Origin of the sequence: Paenibacillus cymbidii, from assembly GCF_004764705.1 — a bacterium.
GTDB lineage: Bacteria > Bacillota > Bacilli > Paenibacillales > NBRC-103111 > Paenibacillus_AN > Paenibacillus_AN cymbidii.
Window position 1 is genome coordinate 36,280 of sequence record NZ_SHLX01000023.1, and the last position, 18,549, is coordinate 54,828.

Here is an 18,549-nt window from a genome sequence, read left to right on the forward strand (position 1 = left end):
TATTGAACCTGTGCAGGCTTGATGGGGGGGACATACTCCTTTTTTCAGAGCATTCGCCGTTTTTCGTCTGAGGCCGGAAGAGAGCCGTGGCGCGAGCTGACGATCCGCCACTTGTTTTCAAAGTGGCGGTCGAGCGTCAAATCCTCACCGACCGCGCTGCATACGTTCTCGCGGTAAGCGAGCGCGGACATCCCTTCTTTGGCGTGAAACAGCCTGGAGAAATAGGGCAGCGACCATCCGACCTTACCGGCGATTTCCGTGACCGGCAGCTTGGTAAACTCGAGAAGCTCGCGCGCTTTTTCGAGGCGCACCTGCTGCAAATATTGATTCGGCGTCGCCCCGGTATGCTTGCGGAACAAATCGATGACATAATGCGGGTGAAACCGGAACGTTTCGGCGAGTTGGATCAGTGACACCGCCTCGCTGTAATGTTCGCGGAGGTAGTCCGCCATTTCGAACGGCTCGTGGCGATCCGTGAACACGGCGCTGTCGCCGCTCGTCTGTTTCTTCTGCCGCCATTGCAGATCGAGCAAGGTCGTTTTGAAGAGCGCGTCGATTTGCAGCGGCAGCAGCCCTTCGGGCGACCGTTTATGCTGATGGGACAGGCGGAAGCAGCGTTTCAGGGCGGCCAGCTGGTCGGCGTTGTAGCCGAGCCGGCACGGCAATCCGGATAAAAGGCGCTTCAGCGGTTCGCAAAAAACGACAAATTTGTAATCGAGCGTAATGCTCTTCTGTTCGAAAACCAGGCCGTGTCTTGCTCCTTCGTAAAACAGGTAGCAATCCCCGGGTTTCATCACATAACGGGCGCCATCGGTTTGCAAGTGGCCTTCGCCCTCCAGCACGACGATCAGCTGGCAAAAATCGTTGTGTGCGTGCGATTCGACTTCGCTATGTGCCGCGTAGTCCACACGGGCGGTCCACAACAGCTTGATCTGTTCGTCCCGGATGTCGCTGCTCATGGGGCACCTCCAACATATGAGTTTTGGTTAAATCTTAATACATTCCGGGCATAGATGGAAGCCCTTGGATTTCATATGATAGCAGTAACAAACGAAAGGAGAGGATGTTGGGCGATGGTGCGCAAAATGACGGTTCCTCCCATGGAATTGGTCGCGTATGACGGCCCGGGCACGCAAATGTGCGCGGTAGTGGAAAACGTGGGGGAAATTACGGTCAAGCGGGCGTTAATCCCCGAGCCGGGGGCGGACGAAATCCGTATTAAGGTTAAATGGGTCGGCATTTGCGGCAGCGATGTGGAGGTTTTCCGCGGCGCCCGGGAGCCGGAATTCGTCACGTATCCGACCCGGCTCGGCCACGAGGTGGCCGGCGTTGTCGATAAGGCAGGCGCCAACGTGATCGGCATTCAGGAGGGCGATCATGTCGCGCTCCGCTACGTGTGGGGCGCGTTTGCGGAGTACGTCTGTTGCAGCCCGTTTTCCGTCAAGGTGCTGCCGAAGGGGCTGCCGCTGATCGAGGGCTCGCTGATCGAGGTGCTGCCGGGCATACTGCATGCGGCGGAGCTCGGCGACATCGCGCCGAACAAAAACGTGCTCATCCTCGGCCAAGGCGTAAGCGGCCTCGTGATGACGCAGGTAATCAGCTTGTTCAGCCCGCGCAATCTGGTCGTTACCGACCTGTTCGACGAGAAGCTGGCGCTGGCGAGAAAATACGGCGCCACCCACACGTACAAAATACCGCACAAGCACGCAAACACGATGGATATCGTCGGCAACGATTTTCCGGACGGCTTTGACGTGGTCATTCCTTGCCTGCTGGAAGGGGACGGCATGGTCGATGCGGTTAACGCCGCGGCCCAGAACGGACGAATCGTCATGTACGGCTGTATCGGCACATGCCGCAAGCCGGTCGATTTTTTCAAAATCCACAAGAAGCGGCTCGACATTTATTCGACGGAGCCCAAGCGGGACATCGACAACCGTCGTTTCTTCGACGAAGGCTTGCGGCTTGTGATGGACGGGCTTGTGAACACGAAGGAAATGATTACGCACATCGTGCCGCTCGCCGAGGTAGCCCGCGCCTTCGAGCTGCGCAACGAACATAAGGGGGACACGATTCACGTCATGATCGACTGCGAGGCCGGGAAGTGACCCGAGGCAGGAATAAGAAACCGGCATGACCGGACCGTCAGCTGTTACGAAACGCCAAGCCAATCATTATCGGCTTGGCGTTTTTTCATATGCCGATCGGGCGCGGCGCCATGCTCTTTTTTTCAGAGAATAAACCATTTTTAGGCGTTGGCCTTGCTTCCCTAAAATGATGCGTTTTCCGAAAATATGCGCCTTTTGCTGCGGGGAGAGGATTGGCTAAGATGGCTGTGAGCGCAGGTTTCCCGCGCCGAATCCACGAAAGGAAGGAGAATGGACATGAGGAATTCAGTGTGCATGGAAGCAGGAGGTGAACGGTCGTGCAGCCATATGCGGCAACATGGAACGTGCTGATGATGCAGCGCTGCGGCAGCTGGAAGAAAATCATGGTTTTGTTGATTGGCCTGGCTTTGGCCGGGGCTTGTTACGCAAGACCGGCCGAGGCCGCGTACACGCCGGGCCCGATCAATGACAATTTTGACAGCTTCGCCGAAAGCGCCGATGCTTCGCTTGCGGATTATACAGTGACAGCGGGGGCCGGGACTTCCTCATGGATTTCCGGCGCCCACAGCGCAAGCGGCTCGAAGAGCCTCAAGCTGGACGATCCTGTGAACGGGCAGACGGTCCGGGTGATGAAGAAGTATTCGTCCTCCTCCACCTACAAAGCGATCGCCGAGGCGAACCTGTATCTGGAGAACTCCGCCAGCTCGCTCGAGATGCTGATTTACACCAACACCTCCTATCGGGTCCGCGTGTATGTGTCGGGGGGGCAACTGAAATATTTGAACGGCGCGGACGGGGTCACTTACCCTGTTAGCGGCGTCACCATTCAGCCCCAGCGCTGGTACAATCTTCGCCTGGAGGCGGATGCCGCCACGGGTGTGCGCACGTTCCGCATCTATCTGGACGGCAAGCTGGTCAGCGACAATACGCCTTTCTCGCATACGACCGTATCCACGCTTGATACTATCGGTTTCCAGACCGGTTCCAGCAGTACATCCAGCACCTACCTCGACGATGTCCGGGCGCGTACCGTCTCGCAGACGACGCCGGCGCTGTCGCCCGACACCACTGCCAATGTCACGAACACCGGATTGGATCTGGCCTTTGCCGATTCGGCGACTTGGCGCGGCGCGGTCACCGGGGTTCTGGTCAATGGACAACCTGTCGCGTCAGGCATGTACACGCTGAGCGCAGGCAACCTCCATTTGGACGGAAGTCTTTTTCCGACGGCGGGCAGCTACGAGATCCTTGCCGCTGCGGACGGGTATTTTCATGCGCGTGCGGTGCAGACGATCCTGAATCCTCCCGCGGCTCCGGCGCTTCAGCCGGATTCAACCCATGCGGTTGTCGGTCAAGCGATCGAACTCGCGTTTACCGATGACGCGGCTTGGCGCGCCGCAATAGCTTCGGTGAAAGTGGACGGCCAAACATTGGCGGGGACGGATTACACGATCAGCCCCGGTGTCGTTCACATCGAGCCATCGGCCTTCACGCTGTCGAAGTCCTACGCCATTTCGATTCACGCCGTCGGCTACATGGATGCGGCCATTGTGCAAACCGTGCTTCTGGCCCCGCCCATTCTTCTGACCGACTCGGACAACAATCAGCCGGGCGAGCCGATCGACCTCGCTTTTACCGACGATGCGGCTTGGCGGAGCGCATTCACCGGGGTTAGCGTGAATGGGCAAGCTGTACCGCCTGCCCTGTACATCCTGGACAACGGCAACTTGCGGTTGTCGGAAGATTTGTTTCTGAGCGCCCGGACGTATCACATTGTCGCCAGCGCTGCGGCCTATGCCGATATCGCCGTCGATCAGGCTGTCGTCTCCACCCATGACGAGCCGCCTGCCTTGGTGGCCGACCAGAGCAATCCGGTCATTGGCGAGCCGATCGAGTTGAGCTTCTCCGACGACCCGGACTGGAGGAGCGCGATTGGCGCCGTGAAGGTGAACGGGACGGTCGTTTCGCCCGGGCATTACTCGTTAACGACGGGACGACTGCTCTTCGACAGTACCGTATTCCCGCAGCCGGGCAGCTACCAGGTCCTGGTGTACGCATCCGGATTCGATCCAACCTGGGTGCGCCAAAGCATCTATTCCCTGCCGGCAGTGACGTCTGTTCAGGCTGCTGCGGCAAGTTCGAACAAAACGATCCTGACGTGGGAGAAGACGGACGGGGCCTTATACTACAATATTTATCGAGGCTCAAGTACCACGTTCACGCCGGACGCCAGTACGCTCGTCAAGCGAACTTCGGCGACCCGCTACCAGGACTTTATGTTGCAGCCCGCCACGGACTACTACTATAAAGTGGCCGCTGTCAACGCTCCGCATCAAGAAGGGGATATCGTCGGATCGGTGCATGCTGCGACAATGGCTGCCTCTGCTTCCCTGCATCCGTCGGTTATGTTTTTCGCGAGTGAGATTGAAGATCTGCGGGCCAAGAAGACAAGCGGGCCATGGAAGGATTGGTACGCCCGGCAACGCACGTTTGCCGATTCCTTGCTGGACAAACCGGTCTCCTCCATTCCGGTAAAAGATCGCGGTTCTCGCGTTCTGGCCTTGTCGCTCATGTACGCTTTGGAGGAATACGGGAACGGGAAGGGCACGTACTACGCCAAGCTGATCGAGTACTTGAACGATCTGCCGAACTGCACGCCGGCCGCTTACGGCAGCGACCTCTACATTTCTTACGGCGCGCAGGCTTATGCCGTCGCCTACGACATGATGTACGGGGAGTTGACCCCGGCCGAACGGACGACGTACGCGACCAACCTCAGGACGCATACGCTGCAGCTCTACAACGTCATCGACAGCAAGATCAACAATTTCATCGAAGTGATGGCCGGCGGCCTGGCAACGACGGGCGCAGCCATAGGCGATACCGCTTTCATGGAGAAGGCCAAGACGAACATGGAGCGTGCGCTTGCGCTGCATATCAAGGGCGACGGCGCCTATAATGAGGGAGAAGGCTACAATTCTTATGCGATGAGGTACTTGTCCGACGGGATGTCCGCCTTGCGCAATGTGGGATACGCCGATTTATTTCATCATGCGAACTATCAGAAAGCGCTTGGATACTGGGCGGAGAAAACGACGCCGATCGGGTTGTTCCCTCTGTTCGGGGATGCCCGCTTCCGGACGGGGGCCTACCAGGACGGCGCATACTGGCTGGCGGCCAACGTCATCGAACATGACGATCCTGTCGTCCAGCAGCAATTGATGTGGATTTACGGCAAACTGATGGAGCATTCGCAGGATGCGAACTACGAGATAAACGACAGTTACGACAGTTTGTCGACCGGTTCTTTGCCGCCAGGATATCAGGTGACCGCGACCGCTTCTATATATGCGGTCGATGTGTCCGGCATTCGCTCCGCCAGCCCGGACAATAGCGTCCGCATTCTGGATCAGGATACGGAAGGAAACGTCCGGGTAGTCAAGTCGTTCTCCTCGGTCCAGGAGGACCGTATCGACATCCGCGTATTCGTGCCGATCAACAATGCGCTTTCCCTGTCGCTGCTGAACGGGAATACGGTAGCGTCTGCCGTCTATCTGCGGGAGGACGGCCAGTTGCATATGGACATTGGAGGGGGTAGCAGCCTGGCCGCCTTTAATCCGGGCAGCTGGAACCAGCTGAGGTTTGATGTGGATGCCCCAGCGGGCAAGATCGATGTCTATTTGAACGGGCAAAAAGTCGCCGATCAGGTGCCGCTGATCTCGGGACCGCAGCCGTGGATAAACGAATTGGCGCTGGAGACGAGCGTGGCGGGAACGACGGAAGGCATTTATTTCGATGATTTGAGAATGAGCTCCCGTCCTCCGAGCACGCAGCTCTGGGCGCCTTACTTCCGGTATTACGCCGAAATTCCGGCGCTCGCTCCGGACCGTTCCAGCGCCGTCGACGAGGGAGGAGGACTCGCCTACTTCCGCAGCGGCGTAGAAGACGAGGATCTGTACATCAGCCTTAACTCGAGGCCTTACATCGGGGGAAGCTCCCACGATCGGCCGGACCAGGGCTCCATTGACATGTGGGCTTACGGTTCCTATGTGATCCACAGCCCCGGTTATGCCGGGTCGGGTGTCGATCCGTACCACTCGTATTCGCGGGACGGCAAGGCTTTTAATGGGGTGAAAATTAACGGAGTTACCCAAAATGTCAATACGCCTGCCGAAGGAATTGCCGCTTATTTGACCGATCCGGGGCTGGACTATGCGGAAGCGAGCGTCGTCGCGCCTTTCGCGCCTTACGGCGCCTTGCATCGGACGCTGTTGTTCATTAAGCCGGACGCTCACCATCCCGGTTATGCCATCCTGTCGGACGATGTAACCGCAGCGTCGAGCAGTTATCCGATCGATTGGTATCTCCACGGCTTTTCCCGGGATCTGACCCTGTCAGGACAGGATGCCAGATGGAAGACCGCGAGTTGGATCGATGGAGAGCCGGTTCAGCTTCAGGCCCACATTGCCGCGCCGTCGGTTCTGCTCAGCGCGGAGGAGGCCAGGGACGCGAGCGGCAACCCGTTCGAAGAATTTTCCCAGGGGACGCCGGATAACCGGGAAGCGCGGTATCTGCGGGCGACCCCGCTCACGACGGGCAGCAACCGCTTCTTGACCGTGCTTTATCCATGGAAAGCCTCGCAGGGAGCTCCGTCCTTTACGGACGACGCGGCGAACGGAGCGGTCGTCGTTAACAACAGCGATATTGTGTTCTCGCAAGGCGCTTCCGCTACCCGAACCGTCTATGGCGTTACGTCGGACGCAAGGTTGGTGTTTGTAAGAAACGAAGGCGATCGAATCGACTCCTATTTCGCCAAGAACGGCAAGCAGCTCATGACCCTGAACGATACGGTCGGGTTTCACTCCAATCGCAATGTCGACCTGGTACTTCACAAGCTTGAAGGCTCCGTGTTGACCTATGAGGCGGGTACGCACCTGACGATCTATCACCCGACGATCAACGCTTCGTTCCAAGCGAAAGTGGACGGGGCAGCGGTCGACTCGACGGCGGTGTCCGGAAGCATCGACTTCACGATTCCGGGCACCGGCCGCCACAAGATCGAACTTGTCCCATTACCGGCTCCGGATCTCGCCGCGGATATAACGGACAATGTTGTCGGAGAACCCGTTGATATCGCCTTCGTCAACGATCCGGCCTGGAATGCCGCCATTACAGACGTACTGGTGGACGGCCGCAAGCTACACGCGGATGAATACGAGGTTGCGACGGACCATTTGCACCTTGAGGCCACTGTTTTCCCGGACGTGAAGACGTATGAAATCCTGATCTTCGCTTCGGGATACGCCGACGTTTCTGCACAACAGCCGATGCTGGGTATCGGTCCTGCGCCTGAACTGACAGCCGATTCATCGTCCCCGGTATACGGACAGCCGATCGAGCTGACTTTCTCCGACGAACCCGTCTGGAGAAGCCGCATCACGAGCATCGAAGTGGACGGACGGACGGTAGATGGCGCCAAGTACTCGGTGACAACCGGCAAAATAACGCTTTCCTATACGCTGTTCCCGGAAGTAAAGACGTATTCGATCGTCGTTTCGGCTTACGGGTATCAAGGCACGCAAGTCAGACAGATGATAAGGGCATCCTTCACGACCCCTTTACTGACAAGCGACAGCAGCGAGAACTATCCCGGAGAACCGATTCAGCTTACGTTTCAGTCCAATCCGGCCTGGCAAGAGGCGATCTATGCGGTGACCATGAACGGGCAGCCGGTTCTGACCGGCGATTATACGATTGCGAGCGGCATGCTGACGATTGCCGGTCATTCATTTGCAACGACCGGGGTCTATCAGATCGCGATCAAATCTGCAGGGTATGTGGATAGCACGATCTCTCAATTGATCATAGCGGCTCCTGCTGCGCCGGAAGCCGCCAACCTGCGCATCGCCGGTTTCCTCCGGACGGGGCAGACGGTGACTGGCACGTATACGTACAAGGATATCAACGGAGATTCGGAAGGCGCAACCGAATTTCGTTGGCTCGCAGGGGAGTCCCCTTTGGGTCCGTTTCATGCGATTCCCGGCGCCGTGTCGCAAGCGTTCGCCATCCCGGCCTCGCTGGGCGGCCAATATCTGCAGTTCGAAGTGACGCCGGTGTCGTTGGCGGAGCTCTCCAGAGGCCAAGCCGCTGCAATCGGGGCTGCGACGGCCGTCCTTCATCTGGACGACATCCCGGTTGCCTCGGTCATCCATGACGATTTCGAAGGAGATGCGGCAAATGCCGCGCCCGGGGGCTATCTTGTCACCACCCCGACAGACGGATCGGGTTCAACGGCTCGTGTATCGGATACGGTGGCATCGAGCGGTGCGCATAGTTTGAAGCTCTCGGATCTGTCCGGCACGCAATCGGTATCCGTGCGCAAATCGGTTCCGCGCGCGACGTATGTCGTGGCCGAAGCGTCGGTGTATGCGCCTGGCAGCAACAGCATCGTGTTGGAGATGCACCTGCAAGGAGGTACGCAGTACGGAACAAGGTTGTATTTCCGCAATAATGCGATCATGAGCTATGACGGCAGCGTACTTACGACGATTGCGCCCAAATACACGCCAAATGTATGGAACAAGCTGAAGGTGGCCGTCAATACGGTTACGCAGAAACAGGATGTCTATTTTAACGATATCCTGATCGCATCGCAAATTCCCATGACCAATTATAATGTGGCTTATATCGATTCCATCTTCATTACGACCGGATCGTCAGCGAGCGCTACAGTCAGCGTTGACGAAGTGAACGTGTGGATTCCGGCGGCTCCCGCACTTGCCGCGGATGCTGCGGACAATACGATCGGGCAGCCGATGGAGATTACATTTACCGACAATGCCGATTGGCGAGCTGCCATCACGAGCATACGCCTGGACGGTCTTACGGTGACCGGCGACGTATATACGATGCCGGGCAAGCTGCAATTCCCGGGTACGCGTTTCCCGGAAGCAAGGGCGTACCAAATCGAGATCGACGCGGCAGGGTATGCCGTCGGTTCGGTAACGCAAACGGTATACGGGGCTCCCGATCTCACGCCGCCGGTTACGACGGCCAGCCTCTCGCCGAGTCAACCTGACAGCCCCAACGGTGGCTACGCGAGCCCGGTGACGCTCACGCTGCAAGCCGCCGACGCGGATTCGGGGGTGCTCCTTACGGAATACAGTCTGGACCAGGGCGCGACGTGGAAGCCGTACAGCGGTCCCGTTGTGTTCGAACGGCAAGGAACCTACGCGGTCCTTTACCGTTCGGTGGACATGGCCGGCAATGTAGAGTCTTCGCATTCGTCAAATTTCGTTCTGGTGGGGTCGGAGGTCGCCATTCGGCTCAGGGACAGCACCGGGCAACCGCTCAGCGGCGCAACGGTGACGTATTATGACGGCAGCTGGCGCAGCTTCGGCATTACCGATGCCGACGGTGTCGCGCACCGCTTCTTGCCGGACCGGAATTACACCTTCGGCATTTCGTACGAAGGGACGTATGCGCAACAAACACAGCATACTGCCGCCTCCAATCGAATCGATTTTCAAACGACGAATGTAACCGTCAGGTTGGTCGACAGCGGGGGGAATCCGCTGAGCGGAGGAGCAGCGACTTATTACGCCGGCAGCTGGCGATCATTCGGAACCATCGGACTGGATGGAACGGCAAGCAGGGAACTGCTGCCCGGCAACTACACGTACGGCATGACGTACGAGGGGACTTATATGCAGAAGGCTCAGAACACCGCCACGGTCCCGGATGTCGTATTTGCTACCGTAAAGGTGGAAGTGACGCTGACCAGCAGCCAATTGGCACCGCTGAGCGGGGGAACGGCCCAATATTACGCCGGCAGCTGGCGCGGTCTGGGAACGACCGGCGCGAACGGGAAGATCGTCAAGGAACTGTTGCCCGGCACGTACACGTTCGGCATGCAGTACGAGGGGACTGCCAGTCAAATGACGATCAACACCTCGACGAGCGCGAGCGTGCCGTTCCGCACAGTGAATGTGATGGTGCGGACGATCGACGACAATAATGATCCGATGAGAGGAGGAACCGCTACCTATTACGCTTTGAACTGGCGTACGATCGGAAAGATCGGCGCAAGCGGCGAGGTGAGCAAGGAGCTGCTTCCCGGCAAAATTACGTTCGGGCTGGACATCGCAAGCCACCATCTCCAGAAGGCGCAGGACATCGGCGTGAGCGCTATCGTAATCTTTAGACCGTAACGAGGCGGCGGCATCGCAGCCGACCGGACAAGCAAAATCCCGTACCGCCCGATGGGGGGACGGGATTTCTTGCACCGGGACGGCATAAGCCGCTAAGGGGCGGTCAAAGCGGATTTGCGATATTCGCCTGGAGACAGCCCGGTCAGCCGTTTGAACATGCGGATGAAGGAATTGACGCTTTGGTAGCCGAGACGCGACGATATCTCGTGGATTTTCAGATCGGAATGAAGCAGCAGCTGCTTCGCTTTGCGGATTCGCAGGCTGTTCAAGTAATCGATGAAATTGGTGCCTGTTTTTTCCTTGAAGTAAGTGGACAGATAAGGAGCGGATATTTTCAGTTTATCGGCGAGCAGGTCCAGCGACAAGTCCTCTCCCAAATGCGTCTCCATAAAATCGATCATGAACGTAGTAATGGAATCGTTGGTTTCCTTCTTCTTGCGCACCTGCGCGGTGAATGCGGACAAACAGGCGGTTAAATACGCCGTTACCTGTTCGTAGGTGTGGCAATCGCGCAACCGCTCGTTTGGCAGGGAGAAAGCTTCGTCCGGTTCCAGTTGAAGCGAGGCGAGCGCCTTTTGCGCCCTTGCCGCCACCTCCAGGGCAAAGGCAAGAACGGCTTGCGCGGCGGCTTCGTCCTTCTGCATCCGCTCCAGCGTACGGATCACAGGCGAGAGTGTCTGCGCTTCATTGCCGGCTTGAAGATGGGCGGCAAATTCCTGTTCGTCCGCATGAGTGAAGCCCAGGGGCCAAGCGGGCTCCGGAGGCAGCGTTTCGAGAATCAGCTGCGTCTCTTCGTTCAGTTTTCTTGTTTTCAGCCGTCTCAGCACTTGTTCGTAAGCGAAGGTGAAATTGGCGGAGCTTGAATGAAAATCGCTGACGGCCACGGTCAAAAACAAGTACCGGCTGTCCATATCGAGCATATGCTTCAACTGAAGCAGCGTATGCCGGAGAGCCTCCTTGTCCATGCCGGTGAAGACGAGCGTGACGATCAGATCCTGCTCCATCTGAAACGTAAGCGAATCCGGGTTGTGATGAGCCATCGTCGTGTGGATCAGCTCTTTGATAAAGTATGACGCCTTCTCCCGGCCGAAGGGGATGCTTTCGCCGAACGAGGCGGTATACGTTACTTGAAAGGCTACCATGTAAAAAGGCTTGTCAATTCCTCCCGGCAATTCCGTTTTCCCCTGGTGCATGTAGATGTTCTTCATCCGGTTCATTAACCCGTAGTGTTGCAAGTGCGAGTCCTGCATGTGAAGGCTTTCCCTGGCGACCCGGTCGGATTGGATCAGTTGGGCCAGCCGTTCTCCGATCATGTTGAATTCCCGAAACGGGGTGATCGGGGGCTTGGGGGCATTCAGCTCCGTAACCGATTGGATGATTCGCTTGAGCGGGTTGTTGAATCGAATGCTGAACAGGATAGAGGTCGCAATACTGACTAGGATAACGGCAATCAGCAATGAAACGACCAATACGTTGTAATTGGAAATTCGGCTGTAGACGTCGCGCACCGGGATGACGTTGACGTACGTCAGGCCCGATTCGGCCGATGTTTTGTAAAAATAGTATTGCCCTTCCGACTTGGCGGCGAAGCGGGAGGGGGTGAGCAAATCCGACAAATTGTCTGCCCATGCGGCGTTGCCCGAACGGAAGATCACCTTGCCGCGATCCAGAATTAGGAAGTTGTCGTTGATGGACTGGTGAAATTTTTTCAGCATCCTCGTCGGATCGAGAAGGACGATCATCGAGACGTCGGAGTTGCCGGATTGCTTGATCAGAATGGGCAGCATCCACTGCTTGCCCGAAGTCGGACCCGCGATCTTTTCCTCAAACCGGGCCGCCGGATACAGACTCAGGCTCGGCGCCCTGGGCGTCTCGGCCTGCCAGAACGCTAGCGGATATAGGGGAGAGTTGATATACTTGGCGAACGTTTCCTCCTCGGTGTGGGAGCCGTTCTGCTCAATGGCGATACCGGCCCGCTGGAAACGAAGGATGATGTTTTTGAGAAACAAAGAATCGTTCATAAGAATCATCTGGAGCTTCTCGTGAATCCGGGCCATCGTGCCGTAATTGTTGGAAGCCTCGCTGTTCTGCATGATGAGGATATCCGTGCTGATCATTTCATTCAGCATGGTGTTATGAATCAGGCGGAAGTAGGAATCGTAGTTGTCGGCCGAATGTTCAAGATTGGCAATATTGTAGCGGAGGACCTCTTCGTACAGGCTGTTCCGCAGAAATGTATAAGAGACAAAATAAAAGGCGAGGAATAAAGCGATCATGACAATGAAGCTCGCGAGCAAATTGGCAAATAAGGAACTGGAACGTCGTTTAATGTCGAGAAGTTTCAGCATCGCGACCCCCCTTTCGCCCCGGCCTCGCGGACCGAAGCGTTTTTACAATTATTATATACTTGCCGTCAGACGACTCCAATTCCTTTTTGCCGCCAAACAATAATCCATTTTTACGGTTATCCTCCATTACTAAGATTTTGCGGACGACAGCCGCTCGAGGGCGATCCGGCCGTTGACACTTACGTTGCGTCAACCTTTATATTCATGCTGGAGGGGGTGTACCCGATTTATACGACAGGCCAATTGGAGCGGGAAACCGGTATTACCGAAAGGACGATTGCGTATTATAACAGCCTGGGTCTTCTGTCCCTTGAGAAAATGCACGGCAAAATGATCGTGACCGACGAAGATTTGCGGCTTCTCGTGAAAATCTTCCTGATGAAAATTACGCATACAAAATTGAAGGACATTCGGAGAGCGGACTTGGAGCATAAACCTTTCGCTGCCATCATCAGGCAGATGGAAACGATGAACGAGCAAGTCTTCCACTTGTCGAGCGGCATGGAGCGATGCGGAGAGCGACCGGGCTTCGGCGATTGCTTCCGCTTGTTGCGCGAAGCCAATCATTATATGAAAACGTTCATGTCGTAACGGAAGGGAAGAAAAAGCAGCATGCAAATGGTCATTCGCAACTTGTTGCCTGTCTTGTCCGGATATTTTGCAGCGAAAAGCAGGTCCGGCGAACTGTTGTCCCGGTACCTGGAATGGGCGGAAAGCGAGGCGGGACTTTTCTCCATAGTGAAGGAGCTGAAAGGCAAACACGGGTTTCAGGACTTGTCCATCCTTTCCGCCGTAAGAAGCGACGGGCTGGATCTCATCGAAGCGCAGCAGCAATACGGGTTGTTTAACCCGACCCGAAACGTGGAAGCGACGATCTGGAGCTTCAACGAATCGGAACGGCTTCAGCTTGAAAGCAGGGTGGCCCGAACGTTGGGGCTGATTGCGGAAGTCATCCCTTCCTCGCTTCTGCCGGAAAAACTGGTGGTTGTCATCCTGCCGGCCGATTGCGCCAATGGAACGCTGATGCTGAACGGTGCGGGGGTGAGCTGCTACGGACGTACGCCGGGTTATTTGTTCTTGCGGGTATGGCCGACGCCCGGCAATCTGAATCGTCTTGCGTATGCGCTCGCCAGAAGCTTCATCCACGGCATTCGGCGACAAGCGCAGCATTCCGTTGCCGCTGTTTCGCTTGGCGAAGCCTATGTCATGGAAGGCTTGGCGGCAACGTTTATCGAAGGCATGTTCCCCGATGCGAGCCATCCGGCGTTAGCCGGCTTCCAGCCGCCAACGGACTGGAATGAAGCGCTTGCGGCCATTGCGGGATATTACGGAAAGGCTAGTTACGACGACGTGCTCGTCAACATTTACGGTACACGAATCCATGCCGGCAGCATGCGGGCGCCGGAAGCGGTTCCGTTGACGGAAGAGGAGCTCGAATATGCCCATGCCATTATCACGGCACAAGCGAACCGCACGGAAGCGAACGTAGTTGCCGCCTATCTGTACGGGGACCCGCTGGTTGCCGCGCAAGGCCACCCTTCATACGGAATTCCTCACCTGGCCGGATTTGAAGTGGGATACGGTGTGGTCAAGCAATACCTTGCCTTATCGGGCATTCCGGTCGGGATTGCCTTGTCTGCCGATTGGCGGGATATCGCAATGACGGAATGGTTGTGAACGGAAATGGCAACATACAAAACGACAGAAAATTACCCTGACGGCGAAATCTGCGTCGGCTGCGGCGTCCGCTTTCCCCGCACGGACGGGCCGGTCCATCGATATATGACGTCATCGCCGGGATGCTGGGCGGCATACGGCGAAATATTGCAGCGTTTCTACGGGGACAGTACGGCCGGCGATGCCTACCGCATATGTGTCGATGCTTACGCGGTTCAGCACCCGGGAACGCCATCCCCTCAGGCGATCCAATCGGTAACGGGACATCTGGTGAACTTATGCCTCCTGTTCGAACACAAGGTAAACGATCCGGAATGGAGACGAGGCATGATTCAGGCTGTGACCCGGTATTCCGACCAGTTTGCTTGGCTGGAGCCTCCGCAGCGGAACGGTACGATTACAGTGGCGGACTTGCTTCCGTTAACCGACATGGCCGCACTGAGCCGGTTGTCCAACGAGTGGGCGTATTCGATCTGGAATTCATGGCATGCGCATCACCCGGCCATCCGCGAGTGGGCGCAAAAAATATTCCGCTCGCACTGACGGCAAACGATCCCATAGCAACAAATAAACGATTGTACGCTGTGCCCGGAGGCGCTATAATTCATGCCAGAATAAGGCGTGCCATGTAGCGATGCCAAAGGAGCGAAAGCATGAAGCCGAAGCTGCAATTCCGCGGCGACCGCACGTTTACGATCGTGCAGTTCACCGATCTGCATTGGAAACGGAACCACCCCGCCAACGACAAAACGAAGCACCTCATGAACATGGTGCTGCGCAAGGAAGAGCCGGATTTGGTCGTGCTGACCGGCGACGTCATCGACAGCAAACATTGCTGCAGCGACGACCCGGAGGCGGAGGCGGGCAGGGGCGGCATGGACGCTCTTGCGGAAGTAGTGGACGTGCTCGAGAAGCGGCACGTTCCGTGGGCGGCCGTTTTCGGCAATCACGATGCCGAATTCGATGTGAGCAAGGAGCAGCTCATGCAGGTGCAGGAGCGCAGTCCGCTCTGTTTGACCGAACGCGGTCCCGCGCACTTGCCCGGCCTCGGCAACTACGTCCTGACGATTGCCGGCAGAGACAACGAGCGTCCGGCGGCGGCGCTCTATTTGCTCGATTCGCTCGCTTATGCGCCCGCGCCGGCAACCGGCTACGACTGGATCAAACCCGGCCAGATCCGCTGGTACGAAGAGCGCTCCGCCGCGCTGCACGCCGCCCATGGCGCCACGCTGCCATCGCTCGCCTTCTTCCACATTCCGCTGCAGGAATACGAAGCGGTGTGGAAGCATGGCGACTGCCGCGGCAAGAAGCAGGAGGAAGTGAACTGCGGGCCCGTCAACTCGGGGCTATTCGCCTCGCTGCTGGAGCAGGGCGGGGTCATGGGAACGTTCGTCGGCCACGATCATCTCAACGATTATTGGGGCGACTGGCACGGCATCCGGCTTACCTACGGCCGCATCACCGGATACGGCACCTACCCGCAAAGCGGCAAAAGACGCGGCGCCCGTCTCATCCGCCTGACCGAAGGGGAGCGCCAGTTCGAGACGTGGCTGCGGCTTGACGACGGCAAGAAGCATTTTCAATAATGGTTTCAATAATCGGGCTTTCGCATTTGACACGCTACAGCGCCTGTCATAGACTGAGGGGAGAAGCCCCGGCAAGACGCCGGGCGAATTGGGAACGGGAACAATGCGGAGGGAAAGCGACTTGAATCTCGATATCAGCCGGTGGCGGCATGTATTTAAGCTCGATCCCGACCGGGAGATCGGCGACGAGGCGCTGGACCGCGTCTGCCTGTCCGGCACCGACGCGATCATGGTCGGCGGCTCCACCGGCGTCACGTTCGACAATACGGTGGAATTGCTTGCCCGGGTGCGCCGCTACGAGGTGGCTTGCGTGCTCGAGGTGTCGGACGAGGAAGCGATCGTGCCCGGCTTCGACTTGTACATGATCCCTGTCGTGCTGAACGCGGCGCGGGCGGAATGGGTGACCGGCCGCCACCAGCGGGCGATCCGCGATTACGGCGCGATGCTCGACTGGAGCCTGGTCGTGCCGGAAGGGTACGTCGTGCTGAACGCAAGCTCGACCGTCGCGCAGCTGACGGAGGCGGACACAGAGCTGGGCGACAAGGATGTCGCCGCCTACGCCAGGCTGGCGGACAAGCTGCTGCGCCTGCCGGTCTTGTATATCGAGTACAGCGGCAGCTTCGGCGACATGGCGCTGGTGAAACGGGCGGCAGCGTCGCTGCAGCAGGCGCGGCTGTTTTACGGCGGCGGCATCGACGGTCCGGAGCGGGCGCGCCTCGCGGCGGACGCCGCGCATACGATCGTCGTCGGCAACGCCGTATACGACGATTTGGCGGGGGCGCTGGCGACGGTGGCTGCAGTGAAAGGATAGCCGCCGTCGCCAGGCACATCCGTCCTCGCGAATTACCCCTTGTCTTCGATATCGTACATGGCTATGATGTAAGGGTGGTCCGCACGGTAATGCGTCAGCGTGTCCGGTTGTTCGACGCGTCCCGGCTCCCGGCAGTTGCCGCCCGGCGTCCCGGTCGCGTCATCCCCCAGATCCAGCCGGCATTCGTGCAGCAGCTGCTCGAGCCGGGCCACCACTTCAGGTTGCGCTTCCGCCACATTGTTCGTCTCTCCGACGTCGGCGGCCAAGTCGTACAATTCGCGCACCTCTTGTCCATTTCTCCACACGTGCAATTTCCAGTTTCCGTCGCGCACCGCTTCCAGATTGTTCCGCAAATAATAAAATAACGTCTGGCGCGGAGCGACCGTCTCCCGCTCGGCGAACATCAGCTCGCGAATATCGACGCCGTCGACGATCCGGTCTTGCGGCACATCGCCGCCGGCCAACCGGATCAGCGTCGGGTACAGGTCCAGCGAGGCGGTAAGCGACTCGCACACCTCGCCCGCGGGAATGCGGCCCGGCCAGCGCATGATGCAGGGCACGCGCATGCCGCCCTCCCAGGTCGTTCCTTTCTTGCCGCGCAGCGGCCCGTTGCTGCCTTCGTGATCGCTGCGGGAGCCGTTGTCGGAAGTGAAGATGACCAGCGTATTGTCATCCAGGCCCAGCCGCTTCAGTTCGTCAAGCAGCACTCCCGTCGCCCAATCGACGCATTCGACCGCTGCGCCGTAAGAACCGTTGCGCGACTGCTGCAGAAACCGCTGCGGGACGTACAGCGGAAGGTGAACGTACATGTGCGCCAGGTACAGGAAAAACGGTTTGTCCGCTTCCGCGCTGCTGCGCATGAACCGCACCGCCTGCTCGATGTATCGTTCCGTCAGCGACGTCTGGTCCGGCTGCTCCTGCAGCACAGCGTCATCCAACATCAGCGGCAGCGGCGGGTAATCCCCCCGGCGAACCTGCCGGCCCATGTCATTGCTGTACGGCAGGCCGTAATAATGATCGAAGCCGTGCTCCGTAGGAAGGAAAGCAGGCTGGTCGCCGCAATGCCATTTGCCGATCAGCATGGTGGCGTAATCGGCTTGCTGCAGCGCTTTCCCGAGCGTGATTTCGTCCGGGTGAAGCCCGATGCCCTGCCCCGGAAACAGCACCCACTTGCCGTCGAAGCTGCCGAAGCCGATCCGCTTCGGATAGCAGCCCGTCATCATCGCTCCCCGAGAAGGAGAGCATACGGGCGACGCCATGTAGAAATTCGTCCACCGTTTGCCTTCCTCGGCCATGGTGTCCAACACCGGCGTATGATGCAGCCTGGAGCCGTAACATCCCAAATCGCCATAACCCAAATCGTCGCAATTGATCAGCAGCACGTTCGGTTTCGTTGCGCTCATCGTCCGCAGCCTCCTTGCTCCGTAAATGGCGACATCGTCTGTCGCCCGACCTTCCTATTATACACCTCGTAAATCTCGGTGGCTACCAGGCATACGATTTGGGCGGATAAACGGGAAGCCGATCGTCCTCCGATCGGCTTCCGCTTCGTGATGGCGAATCGTTACTTGCCATTGGCCTGCTGCGCCCTCGTGCTCGCGACGCGCAGTGGTGGCGGACGAAATAGGCCATAAAACATGGTTTAAGGGCTCCATTTCGCAGGCATCATCAAAAATAGCCAGTGAAAACACTGGTTATTTGGGCTGAACAGCCCCAATCCGGGCAAGATGGGCACGAATAGCCAGTGAAATCACTGGCTATTTCCCGGCGTCGGCCTATTTTTGGTGAAATAGTCCATAAATGATGGCC

At 57.8% G+C, this 18,549-nt stretch carries 10 protein-coding genes; 7 read left to right on the forward strand and 3 right to left on the reverse strand.

Annotated features, from left to right (window positions below):
• Nucleotides 1-44: 44 nt before the first annotated feature.
• Complete coding sequence (locus tag EXY20_RS26420; RefSeq protein WP_135555137.1) at nucleotides 45-959, reverse strand: AraC family transcriptional regulator; 915 nt, start codon at nucleotides 957-959, stop codon at nucleotides 45-47.
• 114 nt (nucleotides 960-1,073) lie between these two features.
• Here EXY20_RS26420 and EXY20_RS26425 point away from each other — a divergent pair, with 114 nt between their 5' ends.
• The gene (locus tag EXY20_RS26425) at nucleotides 1,074-2,108 is read left to right on the forward strand and encodes a zinc-dependent alcohol dehydrogenase (protein ID WP_135555138.1); all 1,035 of its coding nucleotides are present in this window, start codon (nucleotides 1,074-1,076) and stop codon (nucleotides 2,106-2,108) included.
• 317 nt (nucleotides 2,109-2,425) lie between these two features.
• The gene (locus tag EXY20_RS26430; protein WP_135555139.1) at nucleotides 2,426-10,318 is read left to right on the forward strand and encodes a hemoblobin-interacting domain-containing protein; all 7,893 of its coding nucleotides are present in this window, start codon (nucleotides 2,426-2,428) and stop codon (nucleotides 10,316-10,318) included.
• Nucleotides 10,319-10,410: 92 nt separating this feature from the next.
• Here the strand turns inward: EXY20_RS26430 and EXY20_RS26435 are convergent, their stop codons facing one another.
• On the reverse strand, nucleotides 10,411-12,666 hold the full coding sequence (locus EXY20_RS26435; RefSeq protein WP_135555140.1) for a helix-turn-helix transcriptional regulator: 2,256 nt from the start codon (nucleotides 12,664-12,666) through the stop codon (nucleotides 10,411-10,413).
• Nucleotides 12,667-12,882: 216 nt separating this feature from the next.
• On the opposite strand from EXY20_RS26435, the gene EXY20_RS26440 reads away from it, so the two are divergent.
• The 5 genes from EXY20_RS26440 (at nucleotide 12,883) to pcrB (ending at nucleotide 16,740) form a co-directional block, all read left to right on the forward strand.
• Nucleotides 12,883-13,257: a MerR family transcriptional regulator gene (locus EXY20_RS26440; RefSeq protein WP_235886207.1), complete on the forward strand. Its 375-nt coding sequence runs from the start codon at nucleotides 12,883-12,885 to the stop codon at nucleotides 13,255-13,257.
• A 21-nt stretch (nucleotides 13,258-13,278) separates the two neighbouring features.
• Entirely contained in the window at nucleotides 13,279-14,343 is a 1,065-nt protein-coding gene (locus EXY20_RS26445; RefSeq protein WP_135555141.1) for a DUF2268 domain-containing putative Zn-dependent protease, read from the forward strand.
• Nucleotides 14,344-14,349: 6 nt separating this feature from the next.
• On the forward strand, nucleotides 14,350-14,886 hold the full coding sequence (locus EXY20_RS26450; RefSeq protein ID WP_135555142.1) for a DUF5946 family protein: 537 nt from the start codon (nucleotides 14,350-14,352) through the stop codon (nucleotides 14,884-14,886).
• Nucleotides 14,887-14,996: 110 nt separating this feature from the next.
• On the forward strand, nucleotides 14,997-15,929 hold the full coding sequence (locus EXY20_RS26455; RefSeq protein WP_135555143.1) for a metallophosphoesterase family protein: 933 nt from the start codon (nucleotides 14,997-14,999) through the stop codon (nucleotides 15,927-15,929).
• 121 nt (nucleotides 15,930-16,050) lie between these two features.
• A complete protein-coding gene (gene pcrB, locus EXY20_RS26460; RefSeq protein WP_135555144.1) occupies nucleotides 16,051-16,740 on the forward strand; it encodes a heptaprenylglyceryl phosphate synthase in 690 nt (229 codons plus the stop codon).
• A gap of 32 nt (nucleotides 16,741-16,772) precedes the next feature.
• On the opposite strand, the gene EXY20_RS26465 is transcribed toward pcrB, so the two are convergent.
• Complete coding sequence (locus EXY20_RS26465) at nucleotides 16,773-18,143, reverse strand: sulfatase family protein (RefSeq protein WP_135555145.1); 1,371 nt, start codon at nucleotides 18,141-18,143, stop codon at nucleotides 16,773-16,775.
• Nucleotides 18,144-18,549: the final 406 nt, after the last annotated feature.

What these genes read in the sequence shown, in the direction of transcription:
- EXY20_RS26465 (WP_135555145.1), bottom strand. Translation starts at nt 18,143, where the DNA reads ATGAGCGCAACGAAACCGAACGTGCTGCTGATCAATTGCGACGATTTG.
- EXY20_RS26420 (WP_135555137.1), bottom strand. Translation starts at nt 959, where the DNA reads ATGAGCAGCGACATCCGGGACGAACAGATCAAGCTGTTGTGGACCGCC.
- EXY20_RS26450 (WP_135555142.1), top strand. Translation starts at nt 14,350, where the DNA reads ATGGCAACATACAAAACGACAGAAAATTACCCTGACGGCGAAATCTGC.
- EXY20_RS26435 (WP_135555140.1), bottom strand. Translation starts at nt 12,666, where the DNA reads ATGCTGAAACTTCTCGACATTAAACGACGTTCCAGTTCCTTATTTGCC.
- EXY20_RS26425 (WP_135555138.1), top strand. Translation starts at nt 1,074, where the DNA reads ATGGTGCGCAAAATGACGGTTCCTCCCATGGAATTGGTCGCGTATGAC.
- EXY20_RS26455 (WP_135555143.1), top strand. Translation starts at nt 14,997, where the DNA reads ATGAAGCCGAAGCTGCAATTCCGCGGCGACCGCACGTTTACGATCGTG.
- EXY20_RS26445 (WP_135555141.1), top strand. Translation starts at nt 13,279, where the DNA reads ATGCAAATGGTCATTCGCAACTTGTTGCCTGTCTTGTCCGGATATTTT.